Below are 19731 nucleotides of genomic sequence, written 5' to 3' on the forward strand. Positions count from 1 at the left end.
GCGGGTCGCGATTCTGCGCCTTGCGATGCCAAGCAATAACATGCTGTTTAACCTTGTCCACAATCCCGGCGAAATCTCCGCGACGGTGATTGAAAAGCCCGGGCAATTCTTCGTTCGGGCAAACATCGTGGTCTCAGCCAACAATGCGATTGCCCCCGGAAATGATCCTTGCTTTCTTTTCCTGCATTGCACAAAATCCGAATAATTTCAGAGGGGCGGACAAACCGCATAAACCGGAAAAACCGGGCAAGGCAGATTAATGGCGATCAAAGCGAGCATTTATCATCTGACGCATTATAAATATGACAACCCGGTTCGACTTGGACCACAGATCATAAGACTAAAGCCCGCCTCGCACTCCAGAACCCGCGTCATCAGCCATTCGCTCAAGGTTTCACCCTCCAATCACTTCGTGAACCTTCAGCAGGACCCCTACGGCAACTACCTCGCCCGTTTCGTTTTTCCCGAACCGGCCACTGAATTTAAGATCGAGGTCGATCTTGTCGCCGATATGACGGTTTACAATCCGTTTGATTTCTTCGTTGAGGAGGAAGCGACAAAGTGGCCCTTCGATTATCCGCAGGAATTGCGTGACGATCTCTCCATCTACATGAAGCCGGAACCGACCGGCCCGCTGCTCGCCGCCTTCATGGCCACCGTCGACCACACACCGGGGCAACCGACTGTGGACATGGTCGTTGGCCTCAATGCCCGCCTGCAACAGGAGATCGGTTACGTCATCCGCATGGAACCCGGCGTCCAGACGCCTGAGGAAACGCTCGCCTCCGGCAAGGGGTCGTGCCGCGATACAAGCTGGCTGCTCGTGCAGGTCCTGAGACATCTTGGCCTCGCAGCCCGCTTCGTGTCGGGATACCTCATCCAGCTGACGCCAGACCTCAAGGCGCTGGATGGCCCATCCGGCACCGAGGTGGATTTTACCGATCTTCACGCCTGGGCGGAAGTCTATATGCCTGGCGCCGGCTGGATCGGCCTCGACCCCACCTCCGGTCTTCTGACCGGCGAAAGCCATATTCCGCTGGCGGCAACGCCGCATTACCGCAATGCCGCACCGATTTCCGGCGGCTATTATGGCCATGCCAACACGGAATTCGCCTTCGACATGCAGGTCCGCCGGGTTGCCGAAACGCCGCGCATCACCAAGCCTTTTTCGGATGAAAGCTGGGAGGAACTCAATGCGCTCGGCCAGGAGGTCGATGAGGTTCTGAATAGCCATGACGTCCGCCTGACGATGGGCGGCGAGCCGACCTTTGTTTCCATCGACGATTTCGAATCGGACGAGTGGAACACCGGCGCGGTCGGGCCGACAAAGCGCGAAAAGGCCGACGCCCTGATCCGCCGCCTGCGTGAGCGTTTCGCGCCGGGCGGCTTTTTGCACTACGGACAGGGAAAATGGTATCCGGGCGAAAGCCTGCCCCGCTGGACCTTCTCGCTCTATTGGCGCAAGGATGGCCTGCCGATCTGGCAGAACCCGGCGCTGATCGCCGAAGAGGGCGCCAATACAGGCGTCAAGGCGGAAGATGCGCAGAAACTGCTGGACGGCATAGCCAGCCACCTCGGCATCGAGCCGGAGCTGGTGCTGCCGGCCTATGAGGATCCGGCCGAATGGATCATCAAGGAAGGCAGCCTTCCCGACAATGTCGACCCGTCCAATTCCAAACTGAAAGACCCGGAAGAACGAAACCGCATTGCCCGCGTCTTCGAGCGTGGACTGACGACACCGACCGGCTATATTCTTCCCGTTCAGGCGTGGAATGCACGCGCCGCCGGCAAGCGCTGGATCAGCGAAAAATGGAAAACGCGACGCGGTAAAATATTCCTCGTTCCCGGTGACAGCCCGGTGGGTTACCGCCTGCCGCTCGGCACGCTGCCTCATGTGCCGCCATCCGCCTATCCCTATATTCACGAGGCCGACCCTTCGATCCCGAGAGGACCGCTTCCCGATGTCCCGACACCATCGGGCCGCGCCATGCCTGAGGCTTCCTTCCAGGCGAGTGAAGGGGCGGGGCAGGAGCGCATCGAGCAGACGCTGGGTGAAATCGGCGGTGCGGTGCGCACTGCCCTGTCCGTAGAGCCGCGCGATGGCCGGCTCTGTGTCTTCATGCCGCCCGTCGAGCGCATCGAGGATTATCTGGAACTGATCGCCGCAGCCGAAACGGCAGCAGCCGATCTCGGATTGCCCGTCCATATCGAAGGTTATGCCCCGCCCCATGACGAGCGTATCAATGTCATCCGCGTCGCGCCCGATCCCGGTGTCATCGAAGTCAACATCCACCCCGCCGCGGGCTGGAAGGACTGTGTCGATATCACCACGGCCGTCTATGAAGAAGCGCGCCAGTCGCGTCTCGGCGCCGACAAGTTCATGATCGACGGCCGCCACACCGGCACCGGCGGCGGCAACCATGTGGTGGTTGGTGGGGCGAACCCCAATGACAGCCCTTTTCTGCGCCGTCCTGACCTTCTGAAGAGTCTCGTCCTGCACTGGCAGCGACATCCATCGCTCTCCTACCTCTTTTCCGGCCTGTTCATCGGCCCGACAAGTCAGGCACCGCGCATCGACGAGGCGCGCCACGACAGCCTCTACGAGCTGGAAATCGCGATTGCGCAGGTGCCCGCCCCCGGCGAGGGCGTGCCGCCGCTGCCATGGCTGGTCGACCGCCTGTTCCGCAACCTGCTGACAGACGTGACCGGCAATACCCACCGCGCCGAAATCTGCATCGACAAACTGTTTTCGCCTGACGGGCCGACCGGTCGCCTCGGCCTTGTGGAGTTTCGCGGTTTCGAAATGCCGCCGAACGCACGCATGTCGCTTGCCCAACAATTGCTGATACGTGCCCTCATTGCCCGTTTCTGGAAAAATCCGGCCGCCGGCAAATTCGTGCGCTGGGGCACGGCGCTCGCCGATCGTTTCATGCTGCCGCATCATATCTGGGCGGATTTTCTGGATGTGCTCGCCGATCTCCGGGAAAACGGCTTCGACGTGAAACCGGAATGGTTCACCGCCCAGCAGGAATTCCGCTTCCCCTTCTTCGGCGAAGTGGAATATGAGGGCGCGAAACTTGAGTTGCGCCAGGCGCTGGAGCCTTGGCATGTGATGGGCGAACAGGGCGCCATTGGCGGCACCGTGCGTTTTGTCGACAGCTCCGTTGAGCGCCTGCAGGTGCGGCTGGAAACCCCCAATCCCACCCGCTACACCGTGGCGTGCAACGGCCGCGCCGTTCCACTGACGCAGACGGAAAACCGCAGCGTCGCGGTTGCCGGTGTCCGCTTCAAGGCATGGCAGCCCGCCTCCGGCCTGCATCCCGTTCTACCCGTCAATTCACCCTTGACCTTTGACATTTATGATACATGGTCGAGGCGATCGATCGGCGGATGCATCTACCATGTTGCTCATCCGGGCGGGCGCAATTACGAGACCTTTCCCGTCAACGGCAATGAGGCCGAGGCACGCCGCCTCGCCCGTTTCGAACCATGGGGACATACGGCAGGGCAATATCCGTTACAGGTGGAAACCGTGTCGCCAGAATTTCCGCTGACGCTCGATCTGCGTCGGCCTTACGGAGTGTAAATTGTCCAAAGCCCCGGCAACGGAACGCAAAACGGAAACGAGCGCGCAACCGCGCGGGCTTGAATATTCCCCCTTGCCGGGCGTCGCCGACGAAATGCTCGATACCAACGGCAAGGTGAGGCCGGTCTGGAAAACCCTGCTCGACGCCCTGTCGCGCATGTCGGAACGGGAGCTGCATGAGCGCTTCGCCCGCACCGACCGCTATCTGCGCGATGCCGGCGTGTTCTACCGCGATTACGGCAAGGGCAGCAGCGAAAGAAACTGGCCGATCTCCCATATTCCCGTGCTGATCGACGACAGGGAATGGACCGTCCTTTCCGAAGGTCTGAAACAGCGCGCTGACCTTCTGGAAGCCATGGTCGCCGATTTCTACGGCGAAAACCGGCTGGTGAAGGAAGGTTACGTGCCGCCGGCGCTGATCGCCTCCAATCCGGAATATCTGCGGCCCATGGTCGGCGTGAAACCGGCGAGCGGCCATTATCTGCATTTCTGCTCGTTTGAAATCGGCCGCGGGCCCGATGGAAACTGGTGGGTGCTGGCCGACCGGACGCAGGCGCCTTCCGGTGCGGGTTTCGCGCTCGAAAACCGGGTGGCGACCACCCGCGCACTGTCCGACATCTATGCGGAAACCCATGTGCATCGTCTGGCTTCGTTTTTCGGCGCTTTCCGCGATACGCTGCAGGCGCACCGCAAACATCCTGATGACCGGATCGCGGTGCTGACGCCCGGCCCCGCCAACGAGACCTATTTCGAACACGCCTATATCGCCCGTTATCTCGGCTTCATGCTACTGGAGGGCGAGGATCTGACCGTCGTCAACGGCCGTGTCATGGTCAGAACCGTCGCCGGGCTGAAACCGGTCGGTGTTCTCTGGCGGCGTCTGGACGCTTCCTATTCCGATCCGCTGGAACTCAACCAGCAATCCCATATCGGCACGCCGGGCATGGTGCAGGCGCTGCGCAATGAAGCGCTCACCATCGTCAACGCGCTTGGCAGCGGCATTCTCGAAACGCGAGCGCTGCTCGCGTTCATGCCGCGTATCTGCCGCCACATTCTCGGTGAAGAACTGAAGCTGCCCTCCATCGCCACATGGTGGTGCGGGCAGGAGGCCGAGCGCCGCCATGTTGCCGGCAATATTGAAGGTATGGTCATCGGCCCCGCCTATTCGCGGATGCCGTTCTTTGATGATAACGGCCAATCCGTCCTCGGCTCTTCGCTGCGTGAAACGGCGAAGGAATCGATCAGCGACTGGCTCGCCTCCGATGGTCACAAGCTGGTGGGTCAGGAAGTGGTGAAGCTTTCAACCACCCCCGCTTATATTGACAACAAGCTCGTGCCGCGCCCGATGAGCCTTCGTGTTTTTGCCGCCCGCACCCAGGACGGCTGGCAGATCATGCCGGGTGGCTTCGCACGGATTGGAAGCGGCGACGACGTTTCCGCAATCGCCATGCAATCGGGCGGCAGCGCGGCGGATGTCTGGATCGTCAGCGACAAGCCGGTGGAACGCACCACGCTTCTGCCGGCGGAAGAAAGCTTCACCCGAAACATGCCGGGAAGCCTGCCGAGCCGTGCGGCCGACAATCTCTTCTGGCTTGGCCGCTATATCGAGCGTTCGGAAGGCGCCCTGCGTATCCTGCGTGCCTGGCACGGCCGTTATGCCGAATCCGCTGATCCGCGCCAGCCGCTGCTCGCCCATGTGACGCGCTATCTCGAAGCGCTGGACGTGGAGATGAACGATGCCGTGCCGGAAAGCCTGCTGAACAACATCAACAGCGCGCTTTATTCCGCCAGCAATATCCGCGACCGCTTTTCGCCTGACGGATGGCTGGCGTTGAACGACCTTGCCAAGACCGCCCGCCGCTTCCACGCGAAAGTGGCCCCCGGCGATGACGCCACCCATGCCATGACGATCCTCTTGCGCAAGCTTGCGGGCTTTGCCGGTCTCGTGCACGAAAACATGTATCGCTTCACCGGCTGGCGTTTCCTGTCGATTGGCCGTTATCTCGAACGCGGCCTGCACATGACACGTCTTCTCGGCCATATGACCGGCCCGGACGCGCCTGACGGTTCCTATGACATGCTGCTCGAAATCGGCGACAGCGTCATGACCCATCGCCGCCGCTACAATGTCAGCACGGCCGGCCTGACCGTGACCGATCTTCTGGCGCTCGACCCGCTCAATCCTCGTTCGATCCTGTTCCAGCTGAACGAGATCCGCACCGAGGTGGAGCAGCTTCCGAACGCCTTCGTCAATGGCCAGATGTCGCCCTTCTACCGCGAGGCGATGCGCCTGCATTCCGGGCTGGCGGTCATGACGCCTGAAAACATGAACGGCGCGATCTATCGTCAGCTCGAAACCGATATGGAACATCTCTCCGATGTTCTTGCACGGACCTATCTTGGATAATCCTATGCTCTACGACCTTTCCCTGCATATGGGTTATACCTACGACACGCCGGCCCACGGCGCGCGCCACATCATCCGTGTCCTGCCGCTCTCCATTCCCGGCCGGCAGCGGCTTGTCGCCGGTTCCATCGATGTTTCACCGACGCCGGAAGAACGTGTCGCCTTCGATGATTTCTTTCATCAATCGGCCACCTCGGTGCATCTTCGCGCTCCGCATGAAAAGCTCGACATCCGCATGCAGGCCCGCGTGATGGTGGAGGCACAGGCGCTGACGGCGGATTTCTCTCCAGAGCTTTACCGCCTGCCGCAGGAGCTTGCCGATGTCTGGTCACTCGATTTCCAGTCGCCGCACCATTTCATTGGCGCAAGCCCGAGGATTGGAATGGACGCGGCGATATCCGCCTATGCGCGGGAATTGCTGAAACCCGGAATGACCATTCGCGAAATCGCGCTTTCTCTGTGCAAACGCATCCACAGGGATTTCACCTATGATGGCGAGGCGACGACCGTGGATACGACGCCATCGGAAGCTTTCAAGCTGAAGCGCGGCGTGTGTCAGGATTTCTCGCATATCATGATCATGGCGCTGCGCAGCCTCGGCATTCCCGCCGGATACGTCAGCGGCTTCCTGCGTACCATTCCCCCACCGGGCAAGGAACGGCTGGAAGGGGCCGATGCCATGCATGCCTGGGTTCGTATCTGGTGCGGCGAGGCAACCGGTTATCTGGAGCTTGATCCCACCAATGATATCGTCGCGGGAAGCGACCACATCGTCGTCGGTTATGGCCGGGATTATTCCGATGTCGCCCCGGTGATCGGTGTCTTGAAGAGCTATGGCAACCAGCAGATAAAACAGGCCGTCGACGTCATCCCCGTCCAATAATGACACGATGTGTATTATTGCGGCCATCGTGCGAAACAATTCTTGAAAATACTTTGAAACCTGCACCAAATTGAACGCTGCGTAAAATTGAACCGGTCACGTTAGCGGATTCTACATCGTTTGCGGGTTTCCTGCGCTCAATCGAATATTCTAATCGTTGAGCACCACTATGACCGCCTCCACACATCAAAAAAAGAAGTACCGTTTTCTTGCTGATACCAGCGGCAATTTCGGTATGATGACGGCCATATTGCTGCCAGTGTTGCTGGGTGTTGCCGGCGCTGGCATGGAGCTTGCGAACGTCATGCAGGCGAAAGCAGACATGCAGAATACGGCGGATTCTGCGGCTCTTGCAGCGGCCACCGAGGCCCGCCTGAAAAAAGGCGAACTGAGCGACGAACAGCTCAAGGAGATCGCCAAGGCCTTTATTGCAGCTCAGATGGAAAAGCCCCTGACCGAGCAGGAGAAAAAGGAGCTGGAGCAAAACTCTCCAACCAACATCACGACAACTGAAAATAAGCGCGGCAAGACATACACGGTCGAGACCACGATCAACCGCCGCATAAATCTCAATCCGATGCTTGGATTCCTTGGAGCAAGTACGCTCAACCTTTCGGTAACGGGCACTGCAAAAAGCACCGTCGACAAGGGCGCGCCGATCTCCATGTATCTTGCGCTCGACCGCTCGGGATCGATGTCTTTCAAGACAGATACCATCAATACCGCGAAAAAATCGTGCCCGAACTATACTTCAAGCAATTGGGGCAAGAGCGAAGCGCAGGTCACATCCAGTCCATGCTATGTCAACAAGGCCACGTCGCTCAAAACCGCCGTCGGGTTCCTCGTCGCAACATTGAACAAGGCTGACCCGACCTATACCGCTAGCGGCGGTTCCGAACTCGTTCGCACGGGCGCCTCGGTTTATACGCACGAGACCTATGCGGCCCAGTCCATCAGCTGGGGTACGAGCAGCGTGGTCAGCTACGTGGACAAGCAAATCCCGGAGTTTCCGACCGGCGGCACGGATGCCCGCAGCAGCCTGACTGCCGCCTATAATGCCCTTAAAAAATCTAACCCCGATGAAGCGAAAGCACATAAAACACAGGGTAACGAATCCTTCGAGCGCTATATCGTTCTCATGACCGATGGCGAAATGACGGGAAACAGCGCCTCTTGGAATTCCAGCATCGACCAGTCGGTACGCACCACCTGCGAGACCGCCAAGAAAGACGGAATCAAGATTTTCAGCGTCGCCTTCATGGCGCCGGACAAGGGCAAATCGCTGCTGCAATATTGCGCCTCCAGCGCCGATAATTATTACGCGCCCGAGAATATGGAGCAGATCGTGACCGCATTTGGTGAAATCGCCCGCAAGGCCGCAGGCAGCATAGCTACGCTCACCAACTGACAAGCGCACAAGGAAGCCCCGGGGGACGGCATTGCTTCGGGGCTGATGTCGCCAGACTGCATGGCTGGCAAGACACGCATGGCAGGTGACAGCGGCAGCGGCCCGTGGCATAGGAGGGCCGCTCCCATTCACAGGCCCTGTCATGATCCGCATCGAAAATATCAGCAAGTCGAACAGTCACCGCATTCTCTACATCGAGGCCTCCGCCGCGCTCAATCGCGGCGAGAAGATCGGCCTTGTCGGTCCGAACGGCGCTGGAAAGACCACGCTGTTCCGGATGATAACGGGTGAAGAGCAGCCCGATGAGGGCCAGGTCGTTGTCGAGAAGGGCATGACGGTCGGTTATTTCGATCAGGACGTCGGTGAAATGTCCGGCCGCTCTGCCGTTGCCGAAGTCATGGAAGGCGCAGGCCCGGTCAGTGAAGTGGCGGCGGAGCTTCGGGAACTGGAAGCAGCCATGTCCGATCCCGACCGGATGGACGAGATGGACGCCATCATCGAACGTTACGGTGAAGTGCAGGCGCGGTACGAAGAGCTGGACGGCTACGCGCTGGAAGGCCGTGCGCGTGAGGTGCTGGACGGGCTGAGCTTCAGCCAGGAGATGATGGACGGCGATGTTTCCAAGCTTTCCGGCGGCTGGAAGATGCGCGTGGCGCTTGCCCGCATTCTTCTCATGCGCCCGGATGTGATGCTGCTCGACGAACCCTCGAACCATCTCGATCTTGAAAGCCTGATCTGGCTCGAGGATTTCCTGAAGAATTATGACGGCGCGCTGCTGATGACCTCGCATGACCGCGAATTCATGAACCGCATCGTCACCAAGATCATCGAAATCGATGCCGGCAACCTCACCACCTATTCCGGTGATTACGGCTTTTACGAACAGCAGCGCGCGCAGAACGAAAAGCAGCAGCAGGCGCAGTTCGAACGCCAGCAGGCCATGCTCGCCAAGGAAATCAAGTTCATCGAACGCTTCAAGGCCCGCGCTTCGCACGCCTCGCAGGTGCAGAGCCGTGTGAAGAAACTCGAGAAGATCGACCGCGTCGAGCCGCCTAAACGACGTCAAACGGTTGCTTTCGAATTCGCGCCGGCGCCTCGCTCAGGCGAAGATGTCGTGGCGCTCAAGAAGGTGAATAAGGCCTATGGCAGCCGCACGATCTATGGTGAGCTGGACTTCATGGTGCGGCGCAAGGAACGCTGGTGCATCATGGGCGTCAACGGCGCTGGAAAATCAACGCTGCTGAAGCTGGTGACGGGCACGGCGGAACCGGATTCCGGCAATGTCACCCTCGGCGCCAGCGTCAAGCTTGGCTACTTCGCCCAGCACGCCATGGATGTGCTTGATGGCGACAGCACCATTCTTGAATGGCTGGAGGAGCGTTTTCCGAAGGCGGGTCAAGCGCCGTTGCGCGCCCTTGCCGGCTGTTTCGGCTTTTCCGGCGACGACGTGGAAAAACGCTGCCGTGTTCTTTCCGGCGGTGAAAAAGCCCGCCTCGTCATGGCAGCCATGCTGTTCGATCCGCCGAACTTCCTCGTGCTGGACGAGCCGACGAACCACCTTGATCTCGACACCAAGGAAATGTTGATCAAGGCCCTGTCGGGTTATGAAGGCACGATGCTGTTCGTTTCGCACGATCGCCATTTCCTGGCTGCGCTCTCGAACCGGGTGCTGGAACTGACGCCTGATGGTATTCACCAATATGGCGGCGGCTATACCGAATATGTCGAAAGCACGGGACAGGAAGCACCGGGTCTTCGCAGCTAAGCTGCCTGCCGGACGCACACCGCCCTGTAACGGCAGCTTTCGTTTGGAGACTGGAGAAACAGATGCGGATCGTGGTCTACAGCGCCAAACCCTATGACAGGCAGTTCCTTGACGCCGCCGCGCGCCCTGGCATGCGGATGCAATATTGCGACGCACGCCTGTCTCTTGAGACGGTGGCGCTGGCGGAGGGAGCGGCGGCGATCTGCGCCTTCGTTAATGACGACCTCTCACGATCCGTACTCGAGAAACTGGCGGAAATGGGGGTTCGGCTCATCGCCCTGCGCTGCGCCGGTTTCAATCAGGTCGATCTCGCCATTGCCGAAAAGCTCGGCCTGACCATTGCGCGCGTGCCGGCCTATTCCCCCTATGCGGTCGCCGAACACACCATGGCGCTCATCCTGTCGCTCAACCGCAAGATCCACCGCGCCTATAACCGTGTCCGCGAAGGAAACTTCGCCCTCGATGGCCTGCTTGGCTTTGATCTTCACGGCAAGACCATCGGCATTGTCGGTACGGGCAAGATCGGGGCGATTTTCGCACGCATTGCGGCAGGCTTCGGCTGCCGTCTCGTCGGCCACGATCTCCGGCCCAATCCCGATTGCGAGGCGCTGGGCATGGCCTACGTCACGCGCGAGGAACTGTTCCAGACATCGGACATTCTGGCGCTGATGTGCCCGCTGACACCGGAGACCCGTCACCTCATTCGCAGGGAGACACTGCCGCGGCTGAAAAAGGGCGTGATGCTCGTCAATACCAGCCGCGGCGCCATCATCGACACGCAGGCAGCGATTGCCGGTCTGAAAGACGGCACGATCGGCAGCCTCGGCATCGATGTCTATGAAGAAGAAGCCGATCTCTTTTTCGAGGACCTTTCCAACGACGTGCTGCGCGATGACGTTTTCGCCCGATTGCTGACCTTCCCCAATGTCCTGGTGACCGGCCATCAGGGCTTCTTCACGCAGGAAGCCCTCACGAACATCGCGGACACCACGATCGGCAATATCGAGAGCTTTTTCAGAACCGGTAGAGCTTTGCATGCTGTTTCCACCGAGCAGTTTGCCGGCCCAGCCTAGTGTCTCCGGCCAGAGTCGGGAAGATTTTTAATGCCATCCTGCGCGACTTCGGCATGAAAGCGGGTAAAATTGGTATGATCATTGAGTTTTATTGAAATTCATCATACATATTTGACAGGCTCCACGCCTGCCTCGATTTTAATGCATGGTGACCGACGTGCCTGAACAGCAAAAACAGCGCAGCAAATCCTCCGGTTCTCTGGTCAGTAGAGTTAGCCTCAGTCTGAGAAACGCGATCGCCTCAGGGCAATACGGACCCGGTGACCGCTTGCCCAGCGAAATCGAGATGACGGAAACCCATGGTGTCAGCCGCACCGTCGTGCGCGAGGCGGTCACGGCGCTACGCTGCGACGGGTTGGTGGAGGTTCGCCAGGGGGCAGGCATTTTTGTGCTGAAGCGCGAAAAGGAAGCGTCACCCACGCCCGGTATCGACCGCGCCCGTCTCTCTTCCGATCTGGAGGTGCTGGAAATCAGGACGCCGCTCGAAATCGAAGCAGCGGGGCTCGCCGCCCTTCGCCGCTCGCCATCGCAGGAGGAGGCGATTTTCGACTGTCACGCCCGGCTTCTGCAATGTATCGAAGAGAGCCGTTCCATTCGCGAAGCCGATCTCGCGCTGCATCTGGCCATTGCGGCCGCCACCAACAATCCGCTTTTCACGCAGTTCCTCGAACTGCACGGCCAGGCCGTGATTCCACAATCGCGCGTGGTTTCCGAAACCGGCGAGAGCGACCAGACAGCTTACCGGCGATTGATCCACAAGGAACATGAAGCCATCGTCATCGCCATATCGGACCGGAACGAACAGGCCGCGAAACTGGCGATGCAGGCGCATCTGCGCGGCAGCCAGCACCGCTACCGCGACATGATGCGCGACCTGCGCGGCATCGCGCACAGCTAAGGGATTTCGAGTAGAACTGGGTCTTAGCTTTGTGCTCTGAATGGCGCGGTCAGGAACTACGGCGCTTCCCGCAGATCCGCACCCCAGACCTCGATCTGCGTCAGTGCGGGAAAGGGCGAAGGATCATCCGCTTTCTTGAGATCATGTAGGCGGATCCACTCCACCCGGCGCGGGGCGACTGGAAAACTCTGTGCGACCCCGGTTTTTTGCAGGGAAAAGCTCGCGCTTTCACCATCGGAAAAAGTGACGCTCGCCTTCTCCCACCAGGCATCATGGGGGAAATCCGCTCTCAGATAAAAGGTCAGCTGGTCGATGAGGACTGCGCGGCCGAATACCAGTGTCAACGAGGCTTCGGGATCGCGGTTGATGCCCCAGCTGGTATAGGGCCAGAAACCATGACCGGCGCTCGCCTTTTCGCCATCAATGACGTTGCGAGCCGCAAAGGCCGCTTCACCACGCGTTTCGGTGCTCGCATAGACATGCGGAAACAGCGAGGTGTTTTCATGATCGTCAAACGGGTTCAGGGCCAGATTCCTTCGAACTCCAATCTCGCCGGCAAGTGTGCGGCGGGCAGCAATCCGGTGAAGATTACCGCTGAAGGCCTGCGGCGGATAGGATTTGCGTTTCGCCGCGGACGGAACGGGCAGGATGAATTCGTTTCCGTGCAAGAAAACCAGCGTCGGCGGCATGCCGGCATCGAGCGCGAGCCAGATGTGACCTGGCTGCGAAACCGCGACAACAAGCCTGTCGCCCTCGCAATATTCCGCGCGATAGACAAGCAAAGCTTCGTCCTCCGCCCCGGCCTCCGCCAGAACATCGCCCACCGCATTGACGACCTTGAGTGTAAGCTTCATCGGCACTTCCTTAACTGATCGTCAGGCACAGACGTTTGGCTTTGATTGGGATGAGGATGCGATAGATCACCGGCGGCCAGGACTGGCGAAGGCGGGCATCGTTGACTGTGATGGCCTCGATGGCGGGTTCTCCTGCGCCTTCGCAGGCGATCTCTCCAAGCCCCGCAAAGATCAGGCCACCCGGCGTGACGGCAGGCTTTTCCGAAACCATCAGCGACAGAACCGCCTCCCGGCCGCCCTGATAGTCGTCAACGACCTCCACATGGCTGCCACGCAGCAGTCGGACGCGGCGACGATAGTGTTCAACACCTGCCAAGGCGGGATAGGCTCCGGCTATATCGAAGGAGACTTCCGCCTGCTCTTCAGAGAATTCGGTCACAAAATCTCTTGCAGCAAACTCTGCCCCGGCGACCTGCATGACGCCGCCGAAGGTCGGCAGATTGTGAAACGCCGACTGCATCGTCCAGATGTCATAGCGCTGCGGCGAGAAGGTTTTTGCGGTGTAGGTTTCCACCCCGACATCGATGATAAACGGCCGGCCGTTCTTATAAAGCGTGAAGCTGCCGACATCGTTGTGGTTATGGCTCTCGCCATTATTGCCCGCCTTCACGGCGAGATCGAAAACCCCGTCCCGGGCAATCGCCAGACCGATGCCGGGGTAGGCGATGTCGGTCGTCGCAGGTTCTGCAGGCACAAGCGCTGACAATTGCGGAATGGAGAGAACCGCCTGGACCCGATACCAGAGGTTCCACTCCTTTTGCATAAGCCGGTCCGGCGAGCGGTTCCAGCAGGCGGCAGCAAAAGCCTGGAGTGACGGCGAAGAAACGGCCTTGCCGAAAAGATATTCCCGCACGCCGGACGTCTCGATCTTCGCCGGCGCATCGGCGAAGTTGAAAAACCTATCTCCCGCCACATGCATGTTGGCGATGAATTCGGCCATGTTGCGAAGCTTCGGCGCATGAAAAAGCGGTTCCATGGAGCCGGGCGCGCAGGCGTCGATAATGCTCATCGCCCCGAACATACACAGTGCTGCATGGCCATAATAAAGAACGCCCTCCTCGCAGGCGCCGTCTTCCGCGTAATCCTTCTGAAACGCATCGAGACTCTTGAGCGCCTTTTCGATGACCGAACGTCTCGTCGGCTGATTAGTGGGAGATAGCATGGTCGAGAGAAGAACATTCTGGGTGATCCAAGCCGTCCAGTTGTTCATTCGCTCGTCGCCATTCCCCATCCACCAGAAATGCCGGGCTAGATAGGGTTTTATTATACGCTGATCGATCCCGGCGCGGACCCGCGAAACGAGATTTGTATTTGCCCGCTCCAGCTCCGGTGCGAGCAAATGCAGGCACACAGCGAGGTTGGCGCCCGTTTCAGCAGCAAACAGGTCTATCACCGGATTTTGCGGATCGGGCAGAGGATCTCGCGGGCCGCCGCGAATATGGGAGTTATGGGCGGGCAATTGCCAGCCGCTCTCTTCGCATATCAGCCAGAGACCATCGATGATGGCATCGAGAAAACGGCCCTGCCCTTCGGCGCATTCCCCCAGAACCAGCGCATTCAGCTTCAGTCGCCGGGAAAAATAAAGCGCCTCGAAACGATCGCGATTGCCAGTACGGCTATATTCCCGGTAATCGCCCGCCAGAATGACGGACCACGGCTCGCCAAGCGCCTTTTCCGCCGCCTCGACGAGGCTGCGGCAAACCGTATCCGGCGCTGAAGACCGTATTTTTTCCACCGTCAGTTCCACACCGAAATCGGCGAGCCCTTCGGGCAGGAGCCGCATCATTTCGACAAACACGCCCTCAAACCTCCCGCGCGTTCCGCAATCCGATATGCGGCTCCTATCATACGTATTTCTAGAAAACCAGAAAATTTGTCTGACTTTATGCAAAGTTGTTTGACCAATATTGATATTGTGTTATCCAGAGCGCGGGAGGCGGCAGGGTGAAGACCACGGCCGCAATGGAAAACGCAGCAGCCAAGACCGATGACGCGGTGAAACGGCAGCAATGGGAGGTAGGCTGTGGCAATCGCAACCACGACCATGTCCGACAAGCAGGCGGTTCCTTATCGCAGGAAAAAAGTCCGGATCGTCTCCAAGCGGCGGCGCGGAATAGAAAATGCGCTCGTCGCCTATTCCTTCATCGCACCCAATTTTCTCGGCTTTGCGATTTTCACGCTCGGACCGATCCTCTTCGCCTTTGCGCTGGCCTTCATGCACTGGGACGGCTCCAATGCGATGCGTTTTGCCGGTCTCGATAACTTCTGGCGGCTTTTCGAAGACAGGGCCTTCATCGCGGCCTTCTGGAACACGGTCATCTACACCGTTGCATCAGTGCCGGCGACACTCGCCTGCGCGCTGGGGCTTGCTATCCTGCTCAACCAGAAAATCTTCGGCCGCAATTTCTTTCGCACCGCGATGTTCTTTCCCTATGTCGCATCGCTGGTTGCGGTGGCTGTCGTCTGGAACATGATTTTCAATCCGGAAATGGGTCCGGTCAACATGCTGCTTTATACGCTCGGCCTTGATCCCGCCGATATGCCGGGATGGGCGGCGGACCGGCACTGGGCCATGGTCACGGTCATTCTCTTCGGCGTGTGGAAGAGCATGGGCTATTACATGGTCATCTATCTCGCCGGGCTGCAGGGCATCAATTCGGAGCTTTACGAAGCCGCAGGGCTGGATGGCGCCAATGCCTGGCAGAAATTCATCCACGTCACCCTGCCGCAGCTTGCGCCGACGACCTTTTTCGTCACCGTGATGCTGACGATCCAGTCCTTCAAGGTTTTCGATCAGGTCTACATGATCACGCAGGGCGGCCCCGGCACCTCGACGCTCGTTCTCGTCTACCACATCTACAATGAGGCGTTCATTTCCTGGGATCTCGGCTATTCCAGCATGATCGCGCTCGTCCTGTTCTTCCTCGTTCTTGCTGTCACCATCGTCCAGTTCAAACGGCAGCGGGAGGATTGATCCATGCGCATCATGGGCCGGAAAATCCCCGCCGCCACGATCGGCATCTATCTGACGGTCATCGTCGTCACCATCGTCATGCTTTTGCCCTTCGCATGGATGCTGTCGGCCTCGCTGAAGCTCAGCCGCGATGTCTTCGCATTCCCGATCGAATGGATACCCTCTCAGCCACGCTGGGAGAATTACGTGGAGATCTGGACAAAGATCCCGCTGGCGTTGTTCATCTACAATACGTCGAAGCTGACGATCATCGTCACGGTGCTGCAATTGCTGACATCAAGCTTTGCGGCCTATGCCTTCGCCAAGCTGCATTTTCCCTACAAGAATACGCTGTTTCTCGGCTATATCGCCACCATCGCCATGCCCTGGCAGGTCTATATGGTGCCGCAATTCCTGCTCATGCGCGAATTCGGCCTCAACAATACCCATCTCGCTTTGATTTTCCTGCAGGCCTTCACCGCCTTCGGCGTTTTCCTGATGCGGCAGTTCTACATGTCTATCCCGAACGAACTCTGCGAAGCGGCCCGCATCGACGGCATGAACGAGTACCAGATCTGGGCGAAGATCATGCTGCCGCTCTCCAAACCGGCGCTTTCCACATTGACGATCTTCACCTTCGTCACGACCTGGAACGATTTTCTCGGGCCGATGATCTATCTCACCAAGACCGAGCTGAAGACCATCCAGATCGGTCTTCGCATGTTCATTTCGCAATATTCGGCCGAATACGGGTTGATCATGGCCGCCTCGGTCGTGGCGCTCATCCCGGTTCTCGTCGTTTTCCTGGCATTGCAGCGCTTCTTCGTCGAAGGCGTCGCCTCCACTGGCCTCAAGGGTTGATTTCATGCTCGATTTGACCACGTCCCTTCCAACCCCGATTACCGCAGCGGAAATCGACGCAGCGCTGACGGCCGCCGTCGCGCAGGTCAGGCGCAATCTGCCTGAGTTCACCTATACCGCGCAGAACCATTCGAGCGTGAAGAATTTTTACCCCGCAGTGGCGAACGACCAGTGGACCGCCGGTTTCTGGCCCGGCCAGATATGGCTCGCCTTCGAACATACCGGCGACAGGACCTTTCAGCATGCGGCGCAAATACAGGTGCAGAGCTTCCTGCACCGTATCGAAAACCGCATCGAGACCGACCATCACGATATGGGTTTTCTCTATTCGCCCTCCTGCATCGCCGCATGGAAACTGGTGGGAGACGAGGATGGAAGGCGCGCGGCGCTGATGGCGGCAGACCAGCTGATGGAGCGGTTCCAGCCGGTCGGGCAGTTCATCCAGGCCTGGGGCCGCAGGGACAACCCCAATGAATATCGCTATATCATCGACTGCCTTTTGAACCTGCCGCTGCTTTATTGGGCAAGCCGCGAAACGGGCCGGGAAGATTACCGCACCGTCGCACTCGCCCATGCCCGCACCACACTTGCCCATTCCGTCCGGCCTGACGATTCCACTTATCATACATTTTACATGGACCCGGAGACCGGCGCGCCGGTGCGCGGTGTGACCAAGCAGGGTTACAGCGATGAGAGCTACTGGGCCCGTGGACAGGCCTGGGGCATAGCCGGCATGGCCATCTCCTATCGCTATGAGCGGCTGCCTGCCTATCGTGACACTTTCGAGCGGCTTCTAGGCTTCTATCTCAAACGCCTGCCCGACGATCTCGTGCCCTATTGGGACCTGGTCTTTGCCGATGGCGATGGCGAACCGCGCGACAGTTCGGCAGCGGCTATTGTCGCCTGCGGCCTGTTGGAGATGGCGGAACTGGAAACGCCGGAAAAGGCGGAGGAATATCGCGATCTGGCGAGGCGCATGGTGAAAAGCCTGGCCGATATCTATTCAGTTCGCGATCCCGCGATCTCCAACGGGCAGCTTCTGCACGGCACCTATTCCAAGAAGACGCCCCATAATACCTGCCGGGGCGAAGGCGTCGATGAGTGCGTCTCCTGGGGCGATTATTATTATCTGGAAGCGCTGATCCGGCTTTCGCGCAACTGGTCTTCCTATTGGTGAGCGCGAGGAACAGATGGCAAGCATTTCACTGAAAAAACTCAACAAGACCTTTGGTGCGCTCAAGGTCGTTCACGATATCGATCTGGATATTGCCGACAAGGAATTCATCATTCTGGTCGGCCCTTCCGGATGCGGCAAATCCACGACGCTCAGGATGATTGCCGGGCTGGAGGAAATCTCCGGTGGCGAATTACGCATCGGCGAAGACGTGATGAATGACGTGCCCTCCAAGGACCGCGACATCGCCATGGTGTTCCAGAATTATGCGCTTTATCCGCATATGACCGTCTACAAGAACATGGCCTTCGGTCTGGAACTCAGAAAGGCCCCGCGCGACCTCATCAACACCAAGGTACAGGAAGCCGCGAAAATTCTCGACATCACCCATCTGCTGAACCGCAAGCCGAAGGCGCTGTCCGGCGGCCAGCGACAGCGTGTTGCACTCGGCCGCGCCATGGTGCGCAATCCGGAAGTCTTCCTGCTCGATGAGCCGCTTTCCAATCTGGACGCCAAGCTGCGCGGCACCATGCGGTCGGAAATTTCCAAGCTGCACAAGCGGCTCGACGCCACCTTCATTTACGTGACCCATGATCAGGTAGAAGCCATGACCATGGCGGATCGCATCGTGGTGATGAAGGACGGCCATATCCAGCAGGTGGATACGCCGCAAAACCTCTACGACCGGCCGATCAACATGTTCGTCGCGGGTTTCATCGGCGCGCCGCAGATGAACATGCTTCCCGTGACGCTGCGCCGTGACGGCGACCGTTTCACCGCCCTGTTCGACGGCACTCCCCTGCCGCTGCCAGCCGATATCGACACCGGACGTCTGCGACCTTACGAGGGAAAGGACATCATTCTCGGCATCCGACCGGAGAATTTCCACGAATTCGCCCCCGCGGATATCGATGCCGGCAATGTTTCTCCCTTCGCGGCCGCCGTGGAACTGGCGGAGCCAATGGGATCGGAAGTGCATCTCAACCTCGTCTCCGGCGGCAGAAACCTCGTTGCGCGCGTCTCGCCGCGTTTCAGGGCCAAGATCGGTGATCCCGTCGAACTGGTGGCCGATCTGACGAATGCGCAGCTTTTCGATCCTGTGACCGAACGATCGATCCTTTACTGACGCGGCCGGGAGAAACGCGATGCAATGGCTGGAAGGGTTATGGACGAAGGAAGGAGCCGGGATCGACAAGAACGCCCCGCCGCTGACCGGCCTTGCGCTCTTCCTGGATATCCTCAAACGCGAATGGTGGGAGATGGTGAAGCTCAATCTCCTGTTCCTCATCGCCAGTCTGCCGGTGGTGACGATGCCGGCGGCGATGTTCGCCATGGCCCGCATCTGTGTTTCCTTTGCGGACGACAAAAATACCTATCTGCTGCGCGACTTTCTCGAAGCCCTGCCAAAATTCGCCCTGCGCGGCACCGCGCTTGTTGTCTTGAGCGCATTGCTGGTGAGCGCCGGTACTTATGCGACTGTCAGCTATGCCGGGGCCGCGCGGCTTCAGCTCGCTTACAGCCTGCCTTTTGCGATCAGCCTTGCGGTAACGCTATTCCTCATCCTCCTCAGCGCCTATGCCAGCGTTGTTCTGGCCAAGCGGGACCTGCCGCTTTCGGAAACCCTGCGGCAGGCGGCGTTTCTGGCGCTTACCAGGCCATTGCCGATGCTTGCGGCGCTCGGCTTCGTCGCAGCGCTCTGGATAGCGCATATCCTCTTTTATCCGGTGTCGGTGTTCATGCCGGCCACCATCAATTTTTCGCTCGGCATGTTCGCCCTGTGTTTCGCGGCGAGAAACGCCGCCGCGAAAACGCGCGTGCGGATGCCCGAACCGGCGGGGAGCGGCGCTTAAGGCAGACCAGAATCAAAAC

14 protein-coding genes are annotated in these 19731 nt (G+C 59.1%); 12 read left to right on the forward strand and 2 right to left on the reverse strand.

The features are described from left to right. The first annotated feature begins 259 nt into the window (after window positions 1-259). The 7 genes from WDZ78_RS03425 to WDZ78_RS03455 all read left to right on the forward strand — a co-directional run bounded on the left by WDZ78_RS03425 (window position 260) and on the right by WDZ78_RS03455 (window position 12020). Window positions 260-3586 carry a DUF2126 domain-containing protein gene (locus tag WDZ78_RS03425; RefSeq protein ID WP_425672319.1) on the forward strand — a complete coding sequence of 1109 codons (3327 nt, stop codon included), beginning with the start codon at window positions 260-262 and terminating at the stop codon, window positions 3584-3586. 1 nt (window position 3587) lies between these two features. After that, the gene (locus tag WDZ78_RS03430) at window positions 3588-5993 is read left to right on the forward strand and encodes a circularly permuted type 2 ATP-grasp protein (protein ID WP_020009139.1); all 2406 of its coding nucleotides are present in this window, start codon (window positions 3588-3590) and stop codon (window positions 5991-5993) included. Window positions 5994-5997: 4 nt separating this feature from the next. Beyond that, on the forward strand, window positions 5998-6876 hold the full coding sequence (locus WDZ78_RS03435) for a transglutaminase family protein (protein WP_020009140.1): 879 nt from the start codon (window positions 5998-6000) through the stop codon (window positions 6874-6876). A gap of 169 nt (window positions 6877-7045) precedes the next feature. Then, a complete protein-coding gene (locus tag WDZ78_RS03440) occupies window positions 7046-8284 on the forward strand; it encodes a vWA domain-containing protein (RefSeq protein ID WP_020009141.1) in 1239 nt (412 codons plus the stop codon). A gap of 142 nt (window positions 8285-8426) precedes the next feature. Beyond that, window positions 8427-10049, forward strand: coding sequence for an ABC-F family ATP-binding cassette domain-containing protein (locus tag WDZ78_RS03445; RefSeq protein WP_003506023.1), 1623 nt, complete (start codon window positions 8427-8429; stop codon window positions 10047-10049). Between the two features lie 62 nt (window positions 10050-10111). After that, entirely contained in the window at window positions 10112-11122 is a 1011-nt protein-coding gene (locus WDZ78_RS03450; protein WP_425672320.1) for a 2-hydroxyacid dehydrogenase, read from the forward strand. A gap of 145 nt (window positions 11123-11267) precedes the next feature. Beyond that, on the forward strand, window positions 11268-12020 hold the full coding sequence (locus WDZ78_RS03455; protein WP_425672321.1) for a FadR/GntR family transcriptional regulator: 753 nt from the start codon (window positions 11268-11270) through the stop codon (window positions 12018-12020). A gap of 56 nt (window positions 12021-12076) precedes the next feature. On the opposite strand, the gene WDZ78_RS03460 is transcribed toward WDZ78_RS03455, so the two are convergent. Both WDZ78_RS03460 and WDZ78_RS03465 read right to left on the reverse strand, forming a co-directional pair. Further along, window positions 12077-12874 (reverse strand): carbohydrate-binding protein, encoded by a 798-nt coding sequence (locus WDZ78_RS03460; protein ID WP_425672322.1) that lies wholly within the window; start codon window positions 12872-12874, stop codon window positions 12077-12079. Window positions 12875-12884: 10 nt separating this feature from the next. Then, window positions 12885-14672, reverse strand: a complete 1788-nt coding sequence (locus WDZ78_RS03465) for a heparinase II/III domain-containing protein (RefSeq protein ID WP_425672323.1) — start codon at window positions 14670-14672, stop codon at window positions 12885-12887. Between the two features lie 246 nt (window positions 14673-14918). On the opposite strand from WDZ78_RS03465, the gene WDZ78_RS03470 reads away from it, so the two are divergent. From WDZ78_RS03470 to WDZ78_RS03490, 5 genes are read left to right on the forward strand one after another with little or no spacing between them, the layout of a single operon-like run. After that, entirely contained in the window at window positions 14919-15848 is a 930-nt protein-coding gene (locus WDZ78_RS03470) for a carbohydrate ABC transporter permease (RefSeq protein WP_020009146.1), read from the forward strand. A 3-nt stretch (window positions 15849-15851) separates the two neighbouring features. Further along, window positions 15852-16688, forward strand: coding sequence for a carbohydrate ABC transporter permease (locus WDZ78_RS03475; protein WP_020009147.1), 837 nt, complete (start codon window positions 15852-15854; stop codon window positions 16686-16688). A 4-nt stretch (window positions 16689-16692) separates the two neighbouring features. Next, window positions 16693-17865, forward strand: coding sequence for a glycoside hydrolase family 88 protein (locus tag WDZ78_RS03480; RefSeq protein WP_425672324.1), 1173 nt, complete (start codon window positions 16693-16695; stop codon window positions 17863-17865). 13 nt (window positions 17866-17878) lie between these two features. Continuing rightward, entirely contained in the window at window positions 17879-18988 is a 1110-nt protein-coding gene (locus WDZ78_RS03485) for an ABC transporter ATP-binding protein (RefSeq protein ID WP_425672325.1), read from the forward strand. A 19-nt stretch (window positions 18989-19007) separates the two neighbouring features. After that, window positions 19008-19712 carry a DUF624 domain-containing protein gene (locus WDZ78_RS03490; RefSeq protein WP_020009150.1) on the forward strand — a complete coding sequence of 235 codons (705 nt, stop codon included), beginning with the start codon at window positions 19008-19010 and terminating at the stop codon, window positions 19710-19712. Window positions 19713-19731 lie beyond the last annotated feature (19 nt).

It is taken from the genome of Agrobacterium sp. M50-1, assembly GCF_049843495.1.
Lineage (GTDB): Bacteria > Pseudomonadota > Alphaproteobacteria > Rhizobiales > Rhizobiaceae > Agrobacterium > Agrobacterium radiobacter.